Genomic DNA, 21,771 nt, shown 5'->3' on the forward strand with positions numbered 1-21,771 from the left:
CCGATGAGCGCGACGGATACGATCCGGAATGGCCAAGACAGGGAGCCGGCATTCGGCTTCTGGCGGCGCAGCTATGCGATGCTGGTCAAGGAATTCATCCAGCTTCGCCGCGACCGCGTCTCCTTCGCCATGATCATCATCATCCCGGTGATGCAGCTCTTGTTGTTCGGCTTCGCCATCAACACCACGCCGCGTCATCTTCCGACCGCGGTGCTGTTGCAGGAGGATACCGACCTCGGACGCTCGATCCTGAAGGCGATGGAGAACACCTCCTATTTCCGCTTCACGCGCGAGGTGCACACGGTCGAGCAGCTCGATGAGCTGCTGCAATCCGGCAAGGTGCTGTTCGGCGTCGAGATCCCGCGCGGTTTCGAGCGTGCGGTGCGGCGCGGCGACAAGCCGGCGCTGCTGGTTGCGGCGGATGCCACCGACCCGGTGGCGTCGGGCACGGCGCTCGGAACGCTCGGGACGCTGGTGCAGTCGGCCCTGGCGCACGACCTGCATATTGGTGATCCCCCGGAGATGCCGTTCGAGATTCGCGCCCATGCCCGCTACAACCCCGCGGCGGAATCGCGGCTCAACATCGTGCCGGGCCTGGTCGGGACCATCCTGACCATGACCATGCTGATCTTCACCGCGCTGTCGGTGACGCGTGAGATCGAGCGCGGCACCATGGAAAGCCTGCTGTCGATGCCGATCAAGCCGGTCGAGGTGATGTTCGGCAAGATCATCCCCTATGTGATGGTCGGCTTCATCCAGGCCGGGCTGATCATCGGCATCGGCGTGTTGCTGTTCGGCGTGCCGGTGCTCGGCAGCCTCACATTGCTGGGGTTGCTGACCACGCTGTTCATCACCACCAATTTGTCGATCGGCTATACGTTCTCGACCATCGTGCAGAACCAGCTGCAGGCGATGCAGCTCTCGATGATGTTCTTCCTGCCGAGCATCCTGCTCTCCGGCTTCATGTTTCCGTTCGCGGGCATGCCGGTCTGGGCGCAATATATCGGCGAGGGCCTGCCGCTGACTCATTTCATCCGCATCGTCCGCGCCATCATGCTGAAGGGCGCGGCGATGCCGAACCTGCAATACGACACGATTGCGCTCGCCGCCCTGATGCTGTTCGCCATGACCATCGCCGTGACGCGCTTCCGCCGCACGCTCGATTGAGGCAGAATGACGCAAGAAGTTATTCTGGTGCGGTGATCGGGCGATGACGATGGCTGGCTGGTGGGGCGGCGAGAAGACGAGCGATACGACGGTATCCGCCGATTTCCATCATGCGCTGATGCGCGAGGTGATGACCACGGAGCTGCTGCGCATCAAGGTGCTGATCGGCACCGCCGTCATGCTCGGCGCGATCAGCCTGCTGGTGTATCTGTTCGCGCCCGAGGCGGTCAGCCGGGTCTGGCACGGCAACCTCAGCCCGGTCTACATTTTCTACGTCACCGGTCCGCTGATCCTGTTCGAGATCTGGGTGCACGGGGCGATCAGCTGGTACATGCGCAAGGGCCGCGACCTGCCGGTGATCCGGCGCTATATCGGCGTGCTGGTCGAGACCTCGCTGCCGACCATCGTGCTGGCTCTGCATATCGACAGCATGGGCCGCCAGGCAGCGCTCGGCTTCGTGGCCCCGCTGATCTATTTCGTCTTCATCATCCTGTCGACGCTGCGGCTCGATTTCTGGCTCTCGACCTTCACCGGCGTCGTCGCTGCGACCGAGCTGTTCTACATGGCGGTGTTCTTCCATGCGCCTGACGGCATCGCGGCCGATCAAGGCATCTATTATCACGCCGCGCGCAGCACGATCATCCTGATCTGCGGCGTGCTGGCCGGTGGGGTGGGCTTGCAGCTGCGCCGCCAGTTCGCGGCCAGCATCGCCGCCGCCACCGCCCGCGACCGCATCACCAACCTGTTCGGCCAGCACGTCTCGCCGCAGGTGGTCGAGCGCCTGATGGCGGAGGGCGCCACGACCGCGAGCGACATCCGCCGCGTCGCGGTGATGTTCGTCGATTTCCGCAGCTTCACCGCGGGTGCGCGCTCGCGTTCGCCGCAGGAGGTGGTGGACCGGCTCGACGGTGCCTTTGCCGTGCTGGTCGAGATCCTCGATCGCCACGGCGGCATCGTGAACAAGTTTCTCGGCGACGGCTTTCTCGCGCTGTTCGGCGCGCCGTTCGAGACCGGCGACGCCGCGCATCAGGCGGTTGCCGCCGCGCGCGAGATGCTTGATGCCAACGAGCGCACCAATGCGTCGTCGAGCTGGCCGCTGCGGATCGGCATCGGCATCCATATCGGCGAGGTCGTGGCCGGCAGTATCGGCTCGCCGCGGCGCAAGGAATACACCGTGATCGGCGACACCGTGAACTTTGCCGCGCGGCTCGAGGCGCTCAACAAGGAGCTCGGCTCGCAATTCCTGATCTCGTCTGCCGTGCGCGAGGCGCTCGGCGACGAATGCAAGGACGCCGTCTTGCGCGGCGAGATCCCGGTGCGGGGTTACGAGCACCCGGTGCCGGTCTGGCAGTTGGGATAGGCCGCAGCATTTCGCGCCTGAGGTATCAAGGTAGCGATTGACGTCGCGCTCCCATACTCATATAGATGACTATATGAATTCAGCTCTCGACGATCGCCTGCCGCGCTACCAGCGTCTCCGCGACGACCTCGCGGCGCGCATCAACCGCAACGAGTGGCGTCCCGGGGACCTGATCCCCTCCGAGGCGGAGCTCGGCGCGCATTACGGCGTCGCGATCGGCACCGTGCGCAAGGCGATCGATCAGCTCGTCAGCGACGGCGTGCTGGAGCGCCAGCAGGGCCGCGGCACCTTCGTGCGCCGCGCGCGGTTCAATTCCTCGCTGTTCCGCTTCTTCCGCTTCCAGTCCGAGAGCGGCGAGCGCCGCGTGCCGCAAAGCCGCATTCTGCGCCGCAAGGCGATGCCGGCGACGTCGGCGGTCGCCTCGGCGTTGCGCATCGGCGTCGGCGAGCCCGTCATCAGCCTGTCGCGGCTGCGGCTGATCGACGACGTGCCGCTATTGGCCGAGGAAATCTGGCTGCAGCGATCGCGCTTCGAGGCGTTGCTCGCGCTCGATCCCGCCGAGTTCGGTGACCTGCTGTATCCGCTCTACGAGGACCGCTGCGGCCAGGTCGTGGTCTCCGCCGATGAAATCCTCACCGTCGAGATCGCGACCGAGATGCAATCGCGCTTGCTGCGATTGGAGGCCAACGCGCCGCTGATCGTGATCGAGCGCCTGGCCTTCGACCTGGAGCGGCGGCCGATCGAATGGCGCCGCTCGCGCGGGCCGGCGGATCGCTTCCGCTACCACGCCGAGATCAGATGAGCGCGGCGGCAACATAAACAACAAAACAGATTTCAGGGAGGAATGATGGCAAACTGGTACAGCGAATGCTCGCCGCTCGAGCGGCGCACCTTCTGGGCAAGCTTCGGCGGCTGGGGGCTCGATGCGCTCGACGTCCAGATGTTCAGCCTCGCGATTCCGGCGTTGATCACCGCTTTCGGGATCAGCAAGGCGGACGCGGGCCTGCTCAGCTCGGTCACGCTGTTCTTCGGCGCGTTCGGCGGCTGGCTCGGCGGCGCGCTCGGCGACCGTTTCGGCCGCGTGCAGGCCTTGCAGATCACGGTCGCGACCTTTGCGCTCGCGACATTCGCCTCGGCCTTCGCGATGAACTACAGCCAGCTCGTGGTGCTGAAGGCCATTCAAGGCATCGGCTTCGGCGCCGAATGGGCTTGCGGCGCGGTGCTGATGGCCGAGATCATTCGCGCCGAGCATCGTGGCAAGGCGCTCGGGGCCGTGCAGAGCGCCTGGGCGGTCGGCTGGGGTGCCGCAGTGCTGTTGTCGGCCTTGGTCTTCACCACTGCGCCGGCCGACATCGCCTGGCGCATCCTGTTCGCGGTCGGCCTGATCCCGGCGCTCTTGATCCTCTACATCCGCCGCGGGCTGAAGGAGCCGCCGCGCGCTGCAGCGCGCGAGGCCGAGCCGCCGTTCTTCGCCACGCTCGCCGGCATCTTCCACCGCGACGTGCTGCGCTCGACCTTGATTGGCGGCCTGTTCGGTATCGGCGCCCATGGCGGCTATGCGGCGCTGACCACATTCCTGCCGACCTACTTGCGCGAGGTGCGGCTTCTCTCGGTGCTCGGCTCCAGTGCCTATCTCGCCGTGATCATCGTCGCCTTCTTCTGCGGCTGCGTGGTCTCGGGGATCATCAGCGACCGGATCGGGCGACGCGCCAACGTGACGCTGTTCGCCGCCGCCTGCGTCGTGACGGTGCTGATCTACATCTTCGCGCCGCTCACCAATTCGCAGATGCTGGTGCTCGGCTTTCCATTGGGCTTCTTCTCGGCCGGCATTCCCGCCAGCATGGCGGCGCTGTTCAGCGAGCTCTATCCGGCCGGCGTGCGCGGCACCGGCGTCGGCTTCTGCTACAATTTCGGCCGCATCGTCTCCGCGGCGTTTCCCTTCCTGGTCGGCTACCTCAGCGATCACATCGGCCTTGGTGCCGCGATCGGGATCGACGCGGCGTTCGCTTATTCGCTAGTGCTGATCGCGGTGCTGATGCTGCCGGAAACCCGCGGCAAGGTTTTCGAGCAGGCCGCTGCCACGCGCGCGTGATGATGAGGAATGATCATGACAACGAACGAACCTGGGTTGACGCGGCGGAAATTTGCCGCAGGAGTGATTGCCGCGCTGTCGGCGGGCGGATTGGCGGGTAAGGTGAGGGCTGAGGTGCCGAAACAACTCGCGATCGATACCCACGCCCATGTCTTCCATCACGGGCTGAAGCTCGCGCCCGGCCGGCGCTACGCGCCCGATTACGACGCGCCGCTCGCGCTCTATCTGCAGCAGCTCGACCAGAACGGCATCACCAATGGCGTCCTGGTGCAGCCAAGCTTTCTCGGCACCGACAATTCCTATCTGGTCGAATGCCTGAAGGCGACCAATGGTCGCCTGCGCGGCATCGCCGTGGTCGACGTTGCCGTTACCGCCGACGAACTGCGCACGCTCGATCGCGCCGGCATCGCGGGCATCCGTCTCAATCTGGTCGGCCAGAAGCTGCCTGATCTTGCGTCGGGCGAGTGGACGGCGCTGCTGGCTGAGATCAGGGCGCTCGACTGGCAGGTCGAGATCCAGCGCAACGCCGGCGATCTCGCGACGCTCGCACCAAAGCTGCTCGATCAGGGCGTGAAGGTCGTGCTCGATCATTTCGCCTTGCCCGATCCGAAGCTCGGCGCCGACGATCCCGGATTTCAATCGGTCCTCAAGCTTGGCGCGACGCGCAACGTCTGGGTCAAGATCTCGGCGCCCTATCGCAATGGCCCGGCCGGCGAGGCCTTCGCGAAGCAGGCCTATCCGCTGCTGCGCAATGCTTTCGGCGTCGACCGGCTGCTGTGGGGCAGCGATTGGCCGCACACCCAGTTCGAGGCGACGCAGAGCTACGCGAAGAATCGCAAATTCCTCGACGCGCTCGTCACCGATGCCGACGAGCGCGCCCGCGTGCTCGCATCACCGCGCGAGCTGTTTCGATTCTAGCTCGCGCGCGATTGTACCGAGTGCTCTGAAGGGCGTCGTTGCCGCTGTGTTACGATGACGCCATCGGAATGACCGGCACAGGGACACGCACAATGCAGCGCCGCTATATCACCGTCGACGTTTTCACCGACCGCGCCTTCGGCGGCAACCCGCTCGGCGTGGTGCTCGACGCCGAGGGACTGTCGACCGCGCAGATGCAGGCGATCGCGACCGAGTTCAACTATTCCGAGACGACCTTCGTGCTGCCGCCGCAGGATGCGGCCAACGACGCCCAGGTGCGCATCTTCACGGTGCGCTCGGAAATTCCGTTCGCCGGCCATCCCAATGTCGGCACGGCTTTCGTGCTGGCGAGCCGGGCGGCGAAGACGCCGGAGCTGCTGAGGTTCGAGGAGAAGGCGGGCCTCGTGCCGGTCAAGGTGCTGACCGACGGCGGCAGGGTGATCGGCGCCGAGCTGACGGCGCCGCAAGCGTTGCAGCGGACCAACGAGGTGAGCGCGGCCGCTGCCGCCGCGTGCCTGTCGCTGTCGGCGGCCGACGTGAAGACCGATCGGCACGCGCCGCAGGTCGCCTCGGTCGGCCTGCCGTTCCTGGTGATCGAGATCGCTTCCCGCGAGGCGGTCAAGCGCGCCCGGCCCGATGCCGCGGCGTTCGCAAAGGTCCTGGCCGAGATCGGCCGCGACGTCGTCTATTTCTACACCCGCGATGTGCCGGCGAGCGAGCAGCCGCTCGATTTGCAGGCGCGCATGTTCCATCCGGGCGCGAGCGGCCTGTCGGAAGATCCCGCCACCGGCAGTGCGACTGCCGCCTGTGCGGCGCTGCTCGCCGATATCGATCCCGCGCGTGACGGCGAGTTGCGCTTGCGGATCGGGCAGGGCGTCGACATGGGCCGGCCGAGCCTGTTGCTGACGCGGGTGAAGAAGCAGGGCGGCGCGATCACATCGGTGCATGTCGGCGGCGGCTGCGTGAAGATGATGGAGGGAACGATCAACCTCCGGGGCGCGGAAAGCTAGCTGCGTCCTCATCGTCCGCGACATCTGCTTGTCCGCCAGCAGCGCCGGAGGCGCGGACATTGCTCCGGCCTGCGAAGGTCCGCGCGTCGATATGTCGACGGGCCCGCCGTCTTTCTTGACCTTGGTGGCCCCGAGCGAGGCGCGTTTCGCGAACCCGCGAGCCAATCGACGAAATTGCTTTGATATTCGAGAGGCTCTCCCGGCAGGGCCGCTTTTGATGGCGGCGCTCGCCCGTCGACCACACAGGGATGTGAACGGCGTTGGTCCCGCGACCGAAAAAATCGCCTTGATTTAGGAGCATATGCACCTACTTTTCGGCATATAAGGGCATATGCTCTTATATCTAACAAGCGGGAGCGTTGCCATGAGCGAAGCTACTATTCTGGTCAGCGGGGCGACGGGACGAACCGGAGGTGCTGCCGTCGACGAACTGCTCAAGATGGGCAAGACGGTGCGTGCTTACGTGCGTTCCGACGGTGAGCGGGCGGCGGCTCTGAGGCAGCGTGGAGTCGACATCGCCATCGGCGATTTCACTGACATCGACGCCATTCGCGCGGCCATGGAAGGCATCCAGTCTGCATATTTTCTCCATCCGATCGCGCCGGGAATCATCGGGGCGGCCGCCTATTTCGCACAGGCCGCGAAGGAGGCCGGCGTCACCGCGATCGTCAATATGTCGCAGATTTCGGCACGCCGGGAATCAGCAAGTCATGCGGCACAGGACCACTGGGTTTCGGAGCGCGTTTTCGACTGGTCGGGTGTGGCAACGACACATCTGCGCCCGACGTTCTTTGCCGACTGGCTGGTCTACCCGCATTTCGGCAAGGAGATCTGGGCAAAGAAAAAGATCGAATTTCCGTTTGAGAACGGCCGCCACGCGCCCATCGCCAGCGACGACCAGGGCCGTGTCATCGCCCACCTCCTGGCCAAGCCGAGAGGCCACGAAGGCAAGATTTATCCGCTGCACGGACCGGTGGAGATGAACCACGCCGAAATCGCCGCCGAGATGAGCGAGGTGCTCGGCAGCAAGATCGAATACGCGCCGACGTCGATCGAAGTTTTCAGGGAGAAGATGGAAAAGCTCTACAGGTTTCCTCCGTTCCTGGTGCAGCACCTGGTCGAAGTTGCCCAGAATTATCGCGACGGCATCTTCTCGGGCACCAACGACGCCGTCGAGAAGATCACGGGAACACCGCCCCTGACGTTCCGCCAGTTCATCGCGCAGAACCGCGCCGTGTTCGCCTGAGCAAGCTCGAAGCCATCATGAGGTTTGAAAATGTCTCACCCACAAACCGAGCGACACCCGTTTTTGGACGATCTGATCGCTGATGCAGAGCTCGTCAGCTCCGTGCTGCGGGGGCCTGTCGCTGGACGCGATGACATCCGACGCGTCGTCGACACTGTCGGAACCTTCTACGCGTCACAAACGCCCACCTTTGTGCAGAAGGTCGGCTCGCGGCTGTTTCTTGAGTACGAGGCCGTTCTCAACAGTGGAGAGAAGCTGAGCGCAGCGGTCATCGTCGATCATAACGCGGACGGATCAGTCCCGCGCGTCAGCGTGCGAATGAGCCCGCTCGGCGCAGTGCTCGCGCTCGCCACCGGTCTGCGCGAGCGGCTTTCGGCAAAGCTGCCGGAAAGTCTCTTTCTTTGAGTTGAAAAACGAGCCAGCAGCGCGAATGAACCGCACTGGCATCCAAATCCGGAAAGGTAGAGCGTCATGGATATCAAGAATGCAACCGTCTTCATCACTGGTGCCAATCGCGGCCTGGGCCTCGCCTTTGCGCGCGAGGCGCGCCGCCGCGGAGCCGCCAAGGTCTATGCGGGCATGCGCAAGACCGATGGATTCAATGAGCCCGGCATCATCCCCGTGAAGATCGACGTCACCGACCCGGCATCGATCGCAGCTGCCGCTGCGCTGGCGGCCGATACGACGATACTGGTCAACAACGCCGGCATCGCCGCTCTGGTCGACGGGCCTCTGTCGGCCGACGTTGCGGCGCAATCGGCCCGCATGTTCGACACCAATTATTACGGCGTCGTGCGCGTCACGCACGCCTTCGAACCGATCTTGTCGACAAGGCAGAACGCCGCCATCATCAACGTGCTCTCCGACATCGTGTGGCTGCCGCGGCCGATTCTGACGCCCTATGCCGCGTCCAAGGCGGCGGCGTGGAGCTACACCAACCAGCTCCGCTTTCATCTACGCGAACGCGGCGTTCAGGTTCTCGGCCTGCATGTCGGCTTCGTGGACACTGACCTGACCAACGGAATTGACGTGCCGAAGGCGAGCCCCGAGGACGTGGTGCGCCAGACCTACGACGCCCTCGTCGCCGGCAAGAGCGAGGTGATGGCCGACAAGGGAACGGCGGCCCTCAAGAGCACGCTTGCGGCCGAGGAGCCCGGCTACATCACGCCGCCGCAGGGGTTTTGAGAATATCCCTGGGCCCGTGCCGCGCCTATATTCGCGGCGCGGGCCGCGATGAAAACGAGAACGACAAGGAGCGTTGCCGGTGAACAGATCGCTGGGAATCGATCAATGCAACTGCTTCGCCATGAGGAAGGCCAACCGGCGAATGTCGCGCTTTTATGACGCCCACCTCGAACCGGTCGGACTTCGCATCACTCAGTTCCTCACGCTGGCGGCGCTGAACGAACTCGGCAGCGCCGCCGTCAACGCGCTCGCCGAGCAGCTCGACATCGAGCGGACCGCAATGGGCAAGATGGTCGGCTTCCTGGAACGTGACGGCCTCGTTCGGATTCGGCCATCGCCCACCGACAGACGAAGCCGCCTCATCGAGCTGACCGATGCCGGCCGCGGTGTTCACGACAAGGCCGCGCCATATTGGCAGCGTGCCCAGCGAGAGTTCGAGCTGCTGAACGGCGCAAAAAATGTTGCCGTGCTGAGAGGGGCCATGCGCGACATGGTCGTTGGCGATATAACGCCGAGCTCATCCGAGGACTGAGCGCCGCTTCCGATCGCGAGCGCGGCCGCGTGCTCGCCGCCACGAGCAGCGCCATGACGGCAATCCACGCACGGATGCACGCGCTAAACCTGCGGCGCGACCAGGTTCTCGATCCTGACGCCGTCGCGCTCCTCGATGATCTCGGCGATCCAGCGCCGGTGGCAATGCTCGTGGTCGCGCTCGTAGCAGAGGATGCAGACCGGGCCGGACTTCTTCACCAGCGCCGACAGCTCGTCGAGCTGCTCCTTGGCCTGCGCCGTCTTGAGGTGCGCCGAATAGATCTTGTGCAGCAGGCCATAGTGTCCGCTGCGCGCCGCCTCCCGACCGCTCTTCGGCGTGCCGAGGCCGCGGAGGTGGACGTAGCCGATTCCGCGCTCGTCGAGGCCTGCGGCGAGCTGGCTCTTGGAGAAGCCGGGGCGGCGCGAGGAGGCCACCGCGCGGACGTCGACCAGCAGCTTGACGCCGGCGTGCTGGAGCTCGTCGAGCACGGCCTTCGACGGCGTCTGCTCGTAGCCGATGGTGAACAGCTTTTTTGCCTTCGCCATCGGCGCTGTCTCACTTCACCCGTTCGATCAATTCCATCGCGCCGGCGGGCGCGCGGACCTTGCCCTCGTGGATCACGTAAGCGAACACGTCGCGCGGCACCTTCTTCGGTACTGATTTGTCGACCTTCGGCAGGTCGTCCGGCTCGCCTCCACCGGCCCAGTCCTGAAACCGCTTGGCCCAGGCGTCGAGTTGCTTCGGCGGATAGCAGGTCTTCAGTTCGTCATTGCCCTTCTGCAACCGGGCATAGACGAAGTCGCTGGCGACGTCGGCAATCGCCGGATACTTGCCGTGCTCGGCGAACACCACCGGCACCTCGTGCTCGCGAATGAGAGCGATGAACTCGGGCACGCAAAAGCTGTCGTGACGCACCTCGACGACATGGCGCAGCGCGCGGCCGTCGAGCTTGCGCGGCAACAGCTCGAGGAACTTGCCGAAGTCCGCGCCGTCGAACTTCTTGGTCGGCGCGAACTGCCAGAGCACCGGGCCGAGCCGGTCCTTCAGCTCCAGCACGCCCGAATCATAGAACCGCTTCACCGAATCGCCGGCCTCGGCGAGCACGCGGCGGTTGGTGGCGAAGCGCGGCCCCTTCAGCGAGAAGATGAATCCATCAGGCACTTCGCTGGCCCATTTGCGGAAGCTCTCCGGCTTCTGCGATCCGTAATAGGTACCGTTGATCTCGATCGAGGTCAGCTTCGAGGCGGCATAGGACAGCTCTTTCGATTGCGCGAGCTTGTCCGGGTAGAACACCCCGCGCCACGGCTCGAATGTCCAGCCGCCGATGCCGATATAGATGTTGCCTGCGTCCGTCTTGGTCGTCTTGGTGTTCGTCTTGGCGTCTGTCTTGGTCGCCTTGGTGGGAGCTTTGGCCACGACTGCACTCATCGCGAGGAGGGGGAACGGGATCAAAGAGTAGTCAAAATAATCGTGATTGGCCAGTTTGCCAGATTGCCGCGCGGGTGCTTATCGTGGTTGTCGCTCTTCGCTACGATGCGCCAAAATGGAGAACGATACATGCGCATGCTGGTTGCGGCCGCCCTCCTGATCGCGTCCTCCGCTGCCATATCGTCCGCTGCGATGGCCGACGAGGTCGACGATGCGCACAAGCTCGCGATCACCGGTCGCGACGCCTACTGGAATTGTCTCGCTCGCGAATATCCCCGCGACAGCAACAAGGCGATGTCCGATCAGGAGTTCACCTCGCTGATCGCCAATGTCTGTCCCTCCGAGCGGCAGAACTTCCGGGTGTCGCTGATCGACTTCCTGTCGCTGCAGTTTCCAAAACAGGATGCCGACGCCAACCTGACGACGGCCAACCGCGCGATCGAGCAGGCGCAGAAGGACATCGTGACCGCCTTCGTCAGGCGCAGGGCCGCGGCGAAATAGGTTCCCGAATCCTGTTGCGGCCGGCCGATTTTTGATATCAATCCGCGCAGGCGAGGGATCATCGGCATGAGCTCAAAATCGACGGCAGGCTTCCTGGGCGCAGTGGTCGCAGCCATCGTGCTGGCGGCGGCGTTCATCTACGGGCCGTCGCCGAGCCAGCTCCGTAACCCGACTCCGCCCGCAGCCGTGCAGCCGCAGGCGGCGCCCGCCGCCGAGGCCGCGCCGGCGGCCCCGGCGCCGCGCGGCCCGGTGATCCGGGAAGTCCCGAACAACTAGCACCATTGCCCCTTGCGGATCGCATGGGGGCTTCCTATCTGGCTCATAACGGCGACGTTGAGCTCCAGGGGCTCCGGCGCTGGGACGACCACGGCAATGTCGGCTGCGCCGGATGTACGCGCGCCCCTTGTTCGTGGTCGTTGGCATTTTCAGGGCTGTTTTGCCCGGTTTTCCCGCTTCCCGAGACCGCGTTTGGGCCGGCCCGCCTTGGCAGCGGGGGAGGCTGCGGCTATACGCTGGCGCTCATGAATGACGCCATCAAGCTAGCCCCCGAAACCGCCTCGCAGGCAGCAAGTTTGCCGCAGCTTTCGGTGGTCGTCCCGACCTTCAACGAGCGCGACAATGTCACGGTGCTGTACCGTCGGCTCGACGCGACCCTGAAGGACGTGTCCTGGGAGGTCATCTTCGTCGATGACAACTCGCCCGACGGTACCTGGGACGTCGTCCGCGCCCTGGCGCGGAAGGATTCCCGCGTCCGCTGCATCCGTCGGGTCGGCCGACGCGGCCTGTCCGGCGCCTGCATCGAGGGCATCCTGGCGTCGAGCGCGCCCTATGCCGCGGTCATGGACGCCGATCTCCAGCATGACGAGACCCAGCTCCCGAAGATGGTGGCGCTGCTGCAGAGCGGCGAGGCCGAGCTGGTGGTCGGCAGCCGCTACATCGAGGGCTACAAGAGCGAAGGCTTCAACAAGCAGCGCGCCGGCGCCAGCGCATTTGCCACCGAGATCGCGCGCCGCGCGCTGAAGGTCGAGATCGCCGATCCCATGAGCGGCTTCTTCATGATCCGCCGCGACCGTTTCGAGCAGCTCGCGCCGCAGCTCTCGACCCAGGGCTTCAAGATCCTGCTCGACGTCGTGGCGACGGCGGAGGGCAAGCTGCGCACGGTCGAAATTCCCTACACGTTCGGCGCCCGCCAGCATGGCGAGAGCAAGCTTGACTCGATGGTCGCGCTCGACTTCCTTGGCCTGGTGCTGGCGAAGCTGACCAACGATCTGATCTCGCTGCGCTTCATCCTGTTCGCGGCGGTCGGCGGGCTCGGCCTGCTGGTGCATCTGTCCGTGCTGTTCATCGCGCTGGAACTGTTCAAGGCGCCGTTCCCGGAGGCCCAGGCCACTGGTGCGATCGTTGCCATGACCAGCAACTTCATCCTCAACAACTTCCTGACCTATCGCGACCAGCGGCTGAAGGGCTTTGGCATCCTGCGCGGCCTCTTGCTGTTCTATCTGGTGTGCAGCGTCGGCCTGCTCGCCAATGTCGGCGTCGCGTTCTCGGTCTACGACCAGGAGCCGATCTGGTGGCTTGCGGGCGCGGCCGGCGCGCTGATGGGCGTGGTGTGGAACTACGCGATGTCCGGGCTGTTCGTCTGGCGCAAGCGATGACGGCGGCATGAACGCGAACGAGGCGCGGCTGGCCCGGAACACCGCCCTTGCGGTGTGCGCGCTGGTCATCCTGAGGCTGGCGGCCGCCGCATGGACGCCGCTGACCTTCGACGAAGCCTATTACTGGATGTGGTCGAAGGCGCTTGCCGGCGGCTATTACGATCATCCGCCGATGGTCGCGGTCGTGATCCGGCTCGGCACCATGATCGCCGGCGACACGCCGTTCGGCGTGCGGCTGGTTTCGATCCTGCTCGCGCTGCCGATGAGCTGGGCGATCTACCGGGCCGCCGAGATCCTGTTCGGCGGCCAGCGCATCGCCGCCAGCGCAACGATCCTGCTCAATGTCACGCTGATGGCCGCGGTCGGCACGCTGATCGTGACACCCGATGCGCCGCTGCTGGTTGCCGCCAGCTTCCTGCTGTATTCGCTGGCAAAGGTTCTGGAGAGCGGCCGCGGCGCCTGGTGGCTTGCGGTCGGCGCCAGCGCCGGCCTGGCGCTGCTGTCGAAATACACTGCGCTGTTCTTCGGACCGGCGATCCTGATCTGGCTTGCTGTCGTGCCGAAGCTGCGGCGCTGGTTTCTTTCCCCCTGGCTCTATCTCGGCGGCCTGGTTGCAGCCGGCCTGTTTGCGCCGGTCATCTCCTGGAATGCCGATCACCACTGGGTGTCGTTCATCAAGCAGATGGGCCGCGCCCGGATCGAGGACTTCCGGCCGAACTACATCGCCGAGCTGATCCCGACGCAGTTTGCATTCGCGACGCCGTTGGTCTTCATCCTCGGTGTGATGGGCCTCTATGCGCTCTGCCGGCGCCGTGCCGGCGCAATGCCTGCGCGCGTGCTGGTCAACGCGATGTTCTGGACCATCGTGGTCTATTTCACCTGGCACGCGCTGCATGCGCGGGTCGAGGCCAACTGGTTCGCGCCGGTCTATCCGGCGTTTGCGGTGGCGGCCGCGGTCGCGGCGATCCAGGTGCAGTGGGCGCCGCGCCAGCAGCGCACGATCGATTTCTGCCGCCGCTGGGCCGCGCCGTCTGGCGTCGTGCTGTTCGCGCTGCTGATCGTGCAGGCCAACACCGGCATCCTTTCGGGCTCTCGCCGCGACGCCACCGTGCGCAGCGTCGGTGTCGGCTGGCAGGAACTCGCCAGCGAGATCGAGGCGGTGCGCGCGCGAACCGGCGCGAGCTGCGTGCTGGCGCCGGATTACGGCACCGTCGGCTGGCTTGCCTTCTATCTTCCCAAGGGCACTTGCGTCGCGCAGCAGGGCCAGCGCATTCGCTGGGTCAACATGCCCGAGCCGAGCAAGGCGCAGCTGTCCGGCAAGCTGCTCTATGTGCACGAGGTCGAGCAGGCGATGCCGGCCTCGCTTCGCGACAATTTCGCTAACGTCGAAACGGTGGCCGAGGCCAAACGCATGCGCGGGCCGCTGGTGATCGAGACCTACGCGCTCGATCTGCTCGACGGCGCAAAGGGCGAGGTCTTCGATCGTTCGCCGCCACCGGAACTGCAGTAAAACCGTCGCTGTTGATGTCGGATCGTCCGGTTCCGGCCCGTCTTCCAGGGAGCCGCCAACCACGCGAGGTTCCAACCATGACCAGTCCCGTCCTCAAGCCCGCCGTCGAACTCGCAAACAGCAACGCCAGACGCTTTCCCAATGAGAGCGCCGACTATCGTCTGGCGCGCCAGGCGCTGCTCGTCGAGGAGATCGAGCTGCGCCGGCACATCGCGCGCGTCGCCGAGCTGCGCCGCAGCTTGCCGCCGGGCGGCGAGGTGACCGGGGCCTATCAGTTCATCGGCGAGTCCGGCACAGCCTCGCTCGCCGATCTCTTCGGCAACAAGCAGACGCTGATCATCTACAGCTACATGTTCGGCCCGCAGCGCGAGAAGCCGTGCCCGATGTGCACGTCGTTCATGAGCACTTGGGAGGGGAAGCTTCCGGACATCGAGCAGCGCGTCTCGTTCGTGTTCGTGGCACGCTCGCCAATCGCGCGGCTGATCAAGGCGAAGAAGGCGCGCGGCTGGACGCGTCACAAGGTCTATTCGGATGCGTCGGGCGATTACACGCGCGACTATGTCAGCAAGGATGACAGCGACGTGCCCGGCTACAATGTCTTCACGCACCACGACGGTGCGATCCGGCATTTCTGGGCGGGCGAGATGGGTGCCGGCACGGTCGACCCCGGCCAGGACCCGCGCGGCGCGCCGGACATGGATCCGCTCTGGACCCTGCTCGACACCACGCGCGAGGGGCGCGGCGCGGATTGGTATCCGAAGCTCAGCTATTGAGAGATGGTTTTTGCCCGATCCCCGCGCGATTACGGGGGCCATCGGCAAGGAAATTCTCCCTAGGATTAATCTCGGCATGCGGCGGCGGTGCCGCGTGCCGGAATGTCCCATCATGGGACAAAAAAGCCACTTTCGCGGTCCAATGCCATCTTAAAAAAGCCCTACGCCACAGGCACTTCCCGCGTTGCAGGGGATCGCATCCGGTTAAGTCGCATTTAACTAAAAGTCGCCTTAATGGCCGTCTGTGCCCCCGCGCGACGTTGAGCCGAACATCGTTCGACGATGCGTCGGGTGAGGGACAAAGGTGGACCTGTTTTGAGCGCCGGGCGTATGGGTACGAGTGCGAGTGCGTATGTTCTTGGGGCGCCAAGCCGCAAGAAAATCTCCCGAAAAATCCTCCCACAGCATTTCCTCGGCAGCGCCGCGGTGGCGGGGCTGGTGCTTGGCTGCGCATGGACAGTCTATGCCAACATCTTTGCGGCGAGCGTCTATCCGTCGGTAGGCCATGCGTCATTTGAAGCGCCGGTGGTGAAGCGCCCCGTTGCGGTTGCCGCGCGGCCCGCACCCGCGTTCAACGAGGTATTCGCGTCCCTGACTCCGGCGCCGGGGGCACCCGCCAAGACCCCTGCCAAGACCTCTGCCAACGCCGAGGTCGCAAAGTCGGAAGCCCCGACACCGTCACTTATGTTTAACGATCGGTTTGCGGCCGCCGCGCCGGTGGGCGTCGCCTCCAGCGTCGTGGCCGACGCCGCACCGCAGATCGATCCGATCAAGCAGGCCGCTGAACCCAAGGTCGCCGTCGCGGCGAGGGCGGTTGCGACGGCAGAACTCGCCGAGACATCGAAGCCGTTGCCGGCGCCGAAGTCGGTCGAGACCGCCAAGAAGCAAGCCGCCGCCAATCTGAAGGTGGCGCTCAACGATCCATCTGCGACGGTTGAGTCCAAGGGAACTGAGAAGGCGCCCGAGGCCAAGCAGGCGACCAAATCCGGCGGCGTCCGCGACATGGCCGCACGCGCCAAGGCCGCGGTGATGTCGATCGCATCGAGCGAGCGGCAGACCATGGTCGAGAAGCTGTGGGGCAAGCGCGAGTCGAGCGGCGGGCTGCTCTCCTTCGCTTCGGCCGACGCCAATGTCACCGGCAGCATCCCCTCGACGCTGGACCAGAACCCGATGCTCGGCGGCTCGCCGCCCTATGATCGCCAGACCGCGGTCTACGACATCTCGGCCAAGACCGTGTATCTGCCCGACGGCACGCGCCTCGAGGCGCATTCGGGGCTCGGCTCCCGGCTCGACGATCCCAGATCCTCGCATATGAAGATGGTCGGCGTGACGCCGCCGCACATCTACGAACTCAAGCCGCGCGAGGCGCTGTTCCACGGCGTGCCGGCGCTGCGGCTCAATCCGATCGGCGGCGAGGGCAAGATCTTCAACCGCGACGGTCTGCTCGCGCACACCTTCATGCTCGGCCCGAACGGCGACTCCAACGGTTGCGTCTCGTTCAAGGACTATTACGCGTTCCTCGACGCCTATCGTAACAAGGGCATCCGCCGCCTCGCGGTCTTGGCGAGGATTCAGTAGACGCATTCTGCTGCAGGGGTGCTTGGCCCCTTGGCCTGTCCCACCGTCGTCAGCTATGTTCGGCGACGTGAATCTGGGCGCAGGGCAGGCATATGACACTGGTTCAGGAGACCGGCCGCCGGCGGCCGTGGGGCAGGATCCTGCTGATCGCGCTGCTCCTGATCATCGCGCTGCCGATCCTGTCGCCGCCGCTGTGTCGCACCTTCCTGTTTCAGCCCTTCAGCATCCCGGCCAGGTCGATGATGCCGACGCTGGAAGTCGGCGATAATCTCTTCGTTTCGAAATTCGCTTACGGCTACACCCACTATTCCCTGCCGTTCTCTCCGAAACTGTTCGAAGGGCGCATCTTCGGATCGTCCCCGGCGCGCGGCGACGTGGTGGTGTTCCGGCTGCCGAAGGATGACCGCGTCGATTACATCAAGCGCGTCGCCGGGCTGCCCGGCGATCGCATCCAGATGCGCGACGGTCAGCTCTACATCAACGAGACGGCCGTGGTGCGCGAGCGGATGCCGGATTTCGTCGGCGATGACGCCTGTGGGTCAAATGGCCAATCCAGCGCGCGGCGCTGGCGCGAGACGCTGCCGAACAATGTGAGCTACGAGACGCTCGATTGCATCGATCACGCGTATTACGACAACACGCCTGTCTTCACTGTGCCCGCCGGTCAATTCTTCATGCTGGGCGACAACCGCGACAATTCCACGGATAGCCGTGTGCCGTCGATGATGGGCACTATTCCGCTCGAGAACATCATCGGCCGTGCCGGGCTGATCTATTTCTCGCGATCGCCGGAGGGAGTGATCAGGACCGGGCGCATGGGGACGGTTGTCCGCTAGGGATGCCCAGCGGTCGGCGTCGATCTGGAAGCGGAGGCATTGTCGCCATATCGTGTGTCGCTATATTGTACTGATCCAGGGCGATTCCGAGCTCGGCAACGGATCTGGCGCAAAGCGAACATGTCTCCCACGCCCCCCATCGAAACCCCACCGCCGATCACGACCGAAGCGTTCGTCGATGCCGCGGCCGCCGTTGTCCGGCTCGAAGAGATCTACGAGCGCAACACCCAATTCCTGCGCGATCGCTTCGAGGCCTATGTCAACGGCGCCACCATCACGACGCGGGTGCGGGCGCACTACCCGTTCGTCCGCATCACGACCTCGTCGCATGCGCGGCTCGACTCGCGGCTCGCCTATGGTTTCGTCGCGGGACCCGGCATCCACGAGACCAGCATCACCCGGCCGGATATCTTCCGGACCTATCTCACCGAGCAGATCGGGCTCCTGATCAAGAACCATGGCGTGGCGGTCGAGATCGGCGAGTCCAGCGAGCCGATCCCGATCCATTTTGCCTACCGGCGCGACATCAATATCGAGGCGGCGCTGACCATCGCCGACAGCTCGGCGTTCACGCGGTCGCTGCGCGACGTGTTCGATACGCCTGACCTTGCCGCGATGGACGATGCGATCGCCGACGGCACGTTTGAGCTGACGCCGGGCACGCCCGAGCCGCTGTCCCTGTTCCGTGCCGCGCGGGTCGATTACTCGCTGCGCCGGCTCTATCACTACACCGGCACCGATCCGGAGCACTTCCAGAATTTCGTGATCTTCACCAACTACCAGTTCTATGTCGATGCCTTCGTGCAATCGAGCCTGCAGCGTCTTGCGTCGGGCGAGCAAGGCCTCGATGCATTCGTCGCGCCCGGCAATGTGATCACGCGCAACGCGCTGGCGGGCGGCGGCACGAGCGGGACGGCGTCGGGGCGCGTCCCGCAGATGCCGGCGTTTCACCTGGTCGAGCCCGGCTATCGCGGCATCACCCTGATCAACATCGGCATCGGTCCATCGAACGCGCGCAACATCACCGATCACGTCGCAGTGTTGCGGCCGCATGCCTGGCTGATGATCGGCCATTGCGCCGGCCTGCGCAACACGCAGCGGCTCGGCGATTATGTGCTGGCCCACGGCTATGTCCGCGAGGATCACGTGCTCGATCACGAGCTGCCGCTCTGGGTACCGATCCCTGCGCTTGCGGAGATGCAGGTTGCGCTCGAGGAGGCGGTCGGCGAGGTGACCGGGCTCACCGGCTTCGAGCTCAAGCGCTTGATGCGCACCGGAACGGTGGCGAGCGTCGACAACCGCAATTGGGAGATCAGCGGGCCGCAGGTGATCCGGCGGATGTCGCAGTCGCGCGCCGTCGCGCTCGACATGGAATCGGCGGCGATCGCCGCTAACGGCTATCGCTTCCGCGTGCCCTACGGCACGCTGCTGTGCGTCTCCGACAAGCCGCTGCATGGCGAGATCAAGCTCGCGGGGATGGCGAGCGAGTTCTACCGCCAGCGCGTCGGCCAGCATCTCCAGATCGGGCTGAAGGCGCTGGAGCGGCTCAAGCAGCAGGAATCCGAGCGCCTGCATTCGCGCAAGCTGCGCAGCTTCGCCGAGGTCGCGTTCCAGTAAGCCCGCGCCGGGCGCGCGGCGATCACGCCGTGATGTTCTTCCACATCTGCATCTCGGTGCCGATCGCGGCCTTGACCTGCGGCCGCGCCTGCATGCGCGTGAGATAGGCGGCCAGCGGCGGCCATTGCGCGACGTCGACGTCGGCGGCGCGGAGCAACAGCAGGGCCCAGGTGAGATGCGCGTCCGCGACCGTGAAGCGGTCACCGACCAGAAATTCGCGGTCGGCGAGGTGCGCCGATGGTACCGACAAGGTCTGGCCGATCCTGGCACGCGGCTTGGCGAGCGATGCCTCGTCCTTGTACCAGAAGGTTGGGAACAGAAAGCCCTTGTGGATCTCGGTGCCGATGAAGCTCAGCCATTCCTGCAAGCGGTAGCGGTCCGGATGGCCCGCCGGCGGCGCGAGGCCGAGCTCTGGCTTGAGGTCCGCGATGTATTGCAGCACCGCAGCGCTCTCCGTCAGCCGCTCGCCGTTTTCCAGCACCAGCACCGGCACCGCGCCCTTCGGCGCGACGGCGCGGAAGTCGTCGTCGTCCTCGAGCACCTTCTTGGTCCAGAGATCGACCATGTGATAGCGGGCGTCGATGCCGGCCTCCATCAGCGCGATCCGGCTGGCGAGCGAGCAGGCCATCGGCCAGAAATAGAGCTGCAGCATGACCGGTGCCTCAGGCGAGGGCGTTGCCGCGCGCGATGATCGCAAAGCGGTCGGACAGTTCGGCGAGCGCAATGTCGTGAATGAGCCGGGCCGCGATCGTGCCGCCCTTGCCGTCGGGCAGGTCGCGGGTGGCGCAGCTGTCGGCATCGATCGTGGTGCGGAAGCCGAGATCGAGCGCGGCGCGGGCGGTCGAGCTGACGCACATGTGCGTCATGAAGCCGGCGAGCACGAGCTCCTTGCGGCCGGTCGCGGCGAGCTGTGCGTTGAGGTCGGTGCCGGCGAAGGCGTTCGGCAATTGTTTCTCGATCACGATCTCGCCGGGCCGGGGCGACAGCGGCGCGATGATCGCGCCGCGCTCCGCGCTGCGATCGAACAGGCTACCCGGCGCGCCCTTGTGCGCGATGTGAATGATCGCAGCGCCGCTCTCCCGCGCGCGGCCGAGCAAGGCGGTGGCGCGCGCAATCGCGGGGCCGGCGTCGGGCAGTGCCAGCGGGCCTGCGAGATACTCGTTCTGGATGTCGATCAGCACCAGGCAGCTGTCGCCGAGGCGGGGCAGGGTGAGGTCGATGCCGGCAAGCTGCATCAAGGTCTTGGCTGTGGTCATGGTCCTGAGAACTCCGGAGGATGCGTCTTGGGAAAATATAGCCACGGACCCGCCTGCCATTATGCAGGGATATTGCAGCCAGTGGCTGCGTTATTGCAGCCAGGCGGGATGCGATGTAGCCTCTGGCCATGAACTGGGATGATCTTCGCATCATCGCCGCCGTCAGGGACGAGGGCACCTATGCCGGCGCCAGCGCGCGGCTGCGGATCGACGAGACCACGGTCGGCCGCCGGCTGGCGCGGATCGAGCGCGCGCTCGGGCTGCGCCTGTTCGAGGCTGCCGACGGCGTCCGCAAGCCGACCCGGCAGTGCGACGTGGTGCTCGCGCACGTCCAGGCGATGGCCGCCCATGCCGAGGAGATCGGCCGGATCGGCGAAAGCCTGCCCGGCCCGGTCGGCCGGCTGCGCATCGCATCCACCAATGCGATTGCAGAAGAAGTGCTGGCGCCGCGCACCAGCGAATTGCTCGGCGCCAATCCGGGCCTTACGCTGCAATTCCTGACCTCGAGCGACAACGTCAAGTTCTCGCGCTGGGAAGCCGATCTGGCGATCCGCCTGCGCAAGCCCGACAAGGGCGACTTCGCGATCTCGAAGCTCGCCGAGGTCAGGCTGTATTTCTTCGAGCCGGTCGCGACATCTGCGGGAGAGGCGGTCACCTGCGCCTATCCCGATGAGCTCGGAGCGATACCCGAGACGCAGTTTCTGCGTGGAAAACGGCTTCGCGCGCGTTGCGTCACCGACAATGTCCGGATCATCCACAGGCTGATCCAGTCGCATCAGGCGGTCGGCGTGCTGCCGGAGCACAGTTGCGTCGACCTTTTGACCGACCGCCGTCTGCGCACCACGCTGCTGCCGAAGCGGCGCGACGTCTGGCTTCTGGTGCAAAACCACCTCAAGCGCGATGCGGCGACCCGCGTCACCATCGACTGGCTGCGCGCCTGCTTCCACGACGTCGCCCGGGGCGGGTGAGGTGGCGACGGGAATGCGAACTTGCCCTTTCGTCATTCCGGGGCTCGCGAAGCGAGAGCCCGGAATCCATCGGGCCGCAAGTTTCGCTGAACAACAGATTCCGGGCTCGGCGCTACGCGCCGCCCTCAGGTGCGCAATT

General features: G+C 65.3%; 23 protein-coding genes. 19 read left to right on the forward strand and 4 right to left on the reverse strand.

Annotation, left to right across the window (positions count from 1 at the left end; genetic code table 11):
* The first annotated feature begins 3 nt into the window (after positions 1-3).
* The 10 genes from AKN83_RS30455 to AKN83_RS30500 all read left to right on the forward strand — a co-directional run bounded on the left by AKN83_RS30455 (position 4) and on the right by AKN83_RS30500 (position 9,510).
* Positions 4-1,167 (forward strand): ABC transporter permease, encoded by a 1,164-nt coding sequence (locus AKN83_RS30455; protein ID WP_050401958.1) that lies wholly within the window; start codon positions 4-6, stop codon positions 1,165-1,167.
* Positions 1,168-1,210: 43 nt separating this feature from the next.
* Entirely contained in the window at positions 1,211-2,527 is a 1,317-nt protein-coding gene (locus AKN83_RS30460; RefSeq protein WP_050401957.1) for an adenylate/guanylate cyclase domain-containing protein, read from the forward strand.
* Between the two features lie 73 nt (positions 2,528-2,600).
* A complete protein-coding gene (locus tag AKN83_RS30465; RefSeq protein WP_050401956.1) occupies positions 2,601-3,329 on the forward strand; it encodes a GntR family transcriptional regulator in 729 nt (242 codons plus the stop codon).
* 45 nt (positions 3,330-3,374) lie between these two features.
* Positions 3,375-4,619 (forward strand): MFS transporter, encoded by a 1,245-nt coding sequence (locus AKN83_RS30470; protein ID WP_050402054.1) that lies wholly within the window; start codon positions 3,375-3,377, stop codon positions 4,617-4,619.
* A gap of 15 nt (positions 4,620-4,634) precedes the next feature.
* On the forward strand, positions 4,635-5,537 hold the full coding sequence (locus tag AKN83_RS30475; protein ID WP_050401955.1) for an amidohydrolase family protein: 903 nt from the start codon (positions 4,635-4,637) through the stop codon (positions 5,535-5,537).
* A gap of 92 nt (positions 5,538-5,629) precedes the next feature.
* Positions 5,630-6,547, forward strand: coding sequence for a PhzF family phenazine biosynthesis protein (locus AKN83_RS30480; RefSeq protein WP_063695596.1), 918 nt, complete (start codon positions 5,630-5,632; stop codon positions 6,545-6,547).
* A 364-nt stretch (positions 6,548-6,911) separates the two neighbouring features.
* A complete protein-coding gene (locus tag AKN83_RS30485) occupies positions 6,912-7,793 on the forward strand; it encodes an NmrA family NAD(P)-binding protein (RefSeq protein WP_050404045.1) in 882 nt (293 codons plus the stop codon).
* 63 nt (positions 7,794-7,856) lie between these two features.
* On the forward strand, positions 7,857-8,198 hold the full coding sequence (locus tag AKN83_RS30490; protein WP_244522162.1) for a hypothetical protein: 342 nt from the start codon (positions 7,857-7,859) through the stop codon (positions 8,196-8,198).
* Positions 8,199-8,264: 66 nt separating this feature from the next.
* Entirely contained in the window at positions 8,265-8,978 is a 714-nt protein-coding gene (locus AKN83_RS30495) for an SDR family oxidoreductase (protein WP_050404047.1), read from the forward strand.
* A gap of 142 nt (positions 8,979-9,120) precedes the next feature.
* Positions 9,121-9,510, forward strand: a complete 390-nt coding sequence (locus AKN83_RS30500) for a MarR family winged helix-turn-helix transcriptional regulator (protein ID WP_244522163.1) — start codon at positions 9,121-9,123, stop codon at positions 9,508-9,510.
* A gap of 83 nt (positions 9,511-9,593) precedes the next feature.
* Here the strand turns inward: AKN83_RS30500 and AKN83_RS30505 are convergent, their stop codons facing one another.
* Both AKN83_RS30505 and AKN83_RS30510 read right to left on the reverse strand, forming a co-directional pair.
* Positions 9,594-10,055, reverse strand: a complete 462-nt coding sequence (locus AKN83_RS30505; RefSeq protein ID WP_050404048.1) for a DUF488 domain-containing protein — start codon at positions 10,053-10,055, stop codon at positions 9,594-9,596.
* 10 nt (positions 10,056-10,065) lie between these two features.
* Positions 10,066-10,926 (reverse strand): DUF72 domain-containing protein, encoded by an 861-nt coding sequence (locus AKN83_RS30510; protein ID WP_050404049.1) that lies wholly within the window; start codon positions 10,924-10,926, stop codon positions 10,066-10,068.
* 141 nt (positions 10,927-11,067) lie between these two features.
* Between AKN83_RS30510 and AKN83_RS30515 the strand changes: the two genes are divergently transcribed.
* The 8 genes from AKN83_RS30515 to AKN83_RS30550 all read left to right on the forward strand — a co-directional run bounded on the left by AKN83_RS30515 (position 11,068) and on the right by AKN83_RS30550 (position 19,408).
* On the forward strand, positions 11,068-11,439 hold the full coding sequence (locus AKN83_RS30515) for a hypothetical protein (protein WP_050404050.1): 372 nt from the start codon (positions 11,068-11,070) through the stop codon (positions 11,437-11,439).
* Positions 11,440-11,505: 66 nt separating this feature from the next.
* Complete coding sequence (locus AKN83_RS30520; RefSeq protein ID WP_050404051.1) at positions 11,506-11,715, forward strand: hypothetical protein; 210 nt, start codon at positions 11,506-11,508, stop codon at positions 11,713-11,715.
* Between the two features lie 245 nt (positions 11,716-11,960).
* Positions 11,961-13,094 carry a glycosyltransferase family 2 protein gene (locus AKN83_RS30525; RefSeq protein ID WP_050404052.1) on the forward strand — a complete coding sequence of 378 codons (1,134 nt, stop codon included), beginning with the start codon at positions 11,961-11,963 and terminating at the stop codon, positions 13,092-13,094.
* A 7-nt stretch (positions 13,095-13,101) separates the two neighbouring features.
* A complete protein-coding gene (locus tag AKN83_RS30530) occupies positions 13,102-14,604 on the forward strand; it encodes a glycosyltransferase family 39 protein (RefSeq protein ID WP_050404053.1) in 1,503 nt (500 codons plus the stop codon).
* A 77-nt stretch (positions 14,605-14,681) separates the two neighbouring features.
* Entirely contained in the window at positions 14,682-15,377 is a 696-nt protein-coding gene (locus tag AKN83_RS30535; protein ID WP_050404054.1) for a DUF899 family protein, read from the forward strand.
* A 426-nt stretch (positions 15,378-15,803) separates the two neighbouring features.
* A complete protein-coding gene (locus AKN83_RS30540) occupies positions 15,804-16,955 on the forward strand; it encodes a DUF2778 domain-containing protein (protein ID WP_157113647.1) in 1,152 nt (383 codons plus the stop codon).
* Positions 16,956-17,047: 92 nt separating this feature from the next.
* Positions 17,048-17,791 (forward strand): signal peptidase I, encoded by a 744-nt coding sequence (lepB, locus tag AKN83_RS30545; RefSeq protein WP_063695597.1) that lies wholly within the window; start codon positions 17,048-17,050, stop codon positions 17,789-17,791.
* A 120-nt stretch (positions 17,792-17,911) separates the two neighbouring features.
* Positions 17,912-19,408, forward strand: coding sequence for an AMP nucleosidase (locus AKN83_RS30550; RefSeq protein WP_050404055.1), 1,497 nt, complete (start codon positions 17,912-17,914; stop codon positions 19,406-19,408).
* A gap of 22 nt (positions 19,409-19,430) precedes the next feature.
* On the opposite strand, the gene AKN83_RS30555 is transcribed toward AKN83_RS30550, so the two are convergent.
* Entirely contained in the window at positions 19,431-20,060 is a 630-nt protein-coding gene (locus AKN83_RS30555; RefSeq protein ID WP_050404056.1) for a glutathione binding-like protein, read from the reverse strand.
* A gap of 10 nt (positions 20,061-20,070) precedes the next feature.
* On the reverse strand, positions 20,071-20,664 hold the full coding sequence (locus AKN83_RS30560) for a cysteine hydrolase family protein (RefSeq protein ID WP_050404057.1): 594 nt from the start codon (positions 20,662-20,664) through the stop codon (positions 20,071-20,073).
* Between the two features lie 128 nt (positions 20,665-20,792).
* Between AKN83_RS30560 and AKN83_RS30565 the strand changes: the two genes are divergently transcribed.
* The gene (locus AKN83_RS30565; RefSeq protein ID WP_050404058.1) at positions 20,793-21,632 is read left to right on the forward strand and encodes a LysR family transcriptional regulator; all 840 of its coding nucleotides are present in this window, start codon (positions 20,793-20,795) and stop codon (positions 21,630-21,632) included.
* Positions 21,633-21,771: the final 139 nt, after the last annotated feature.

It is taken from the genome of Bradyrhizobium embrapense (assembly GCF_001189235.2).
Classification (GTDB): domain Bacteria; phylum Pseudomonadota; class Alphaproteobacteria; order Rhizobiales; family Xanthobacteraceae; genus Bradyrhizobium; species Bradyrhizobium embrapense.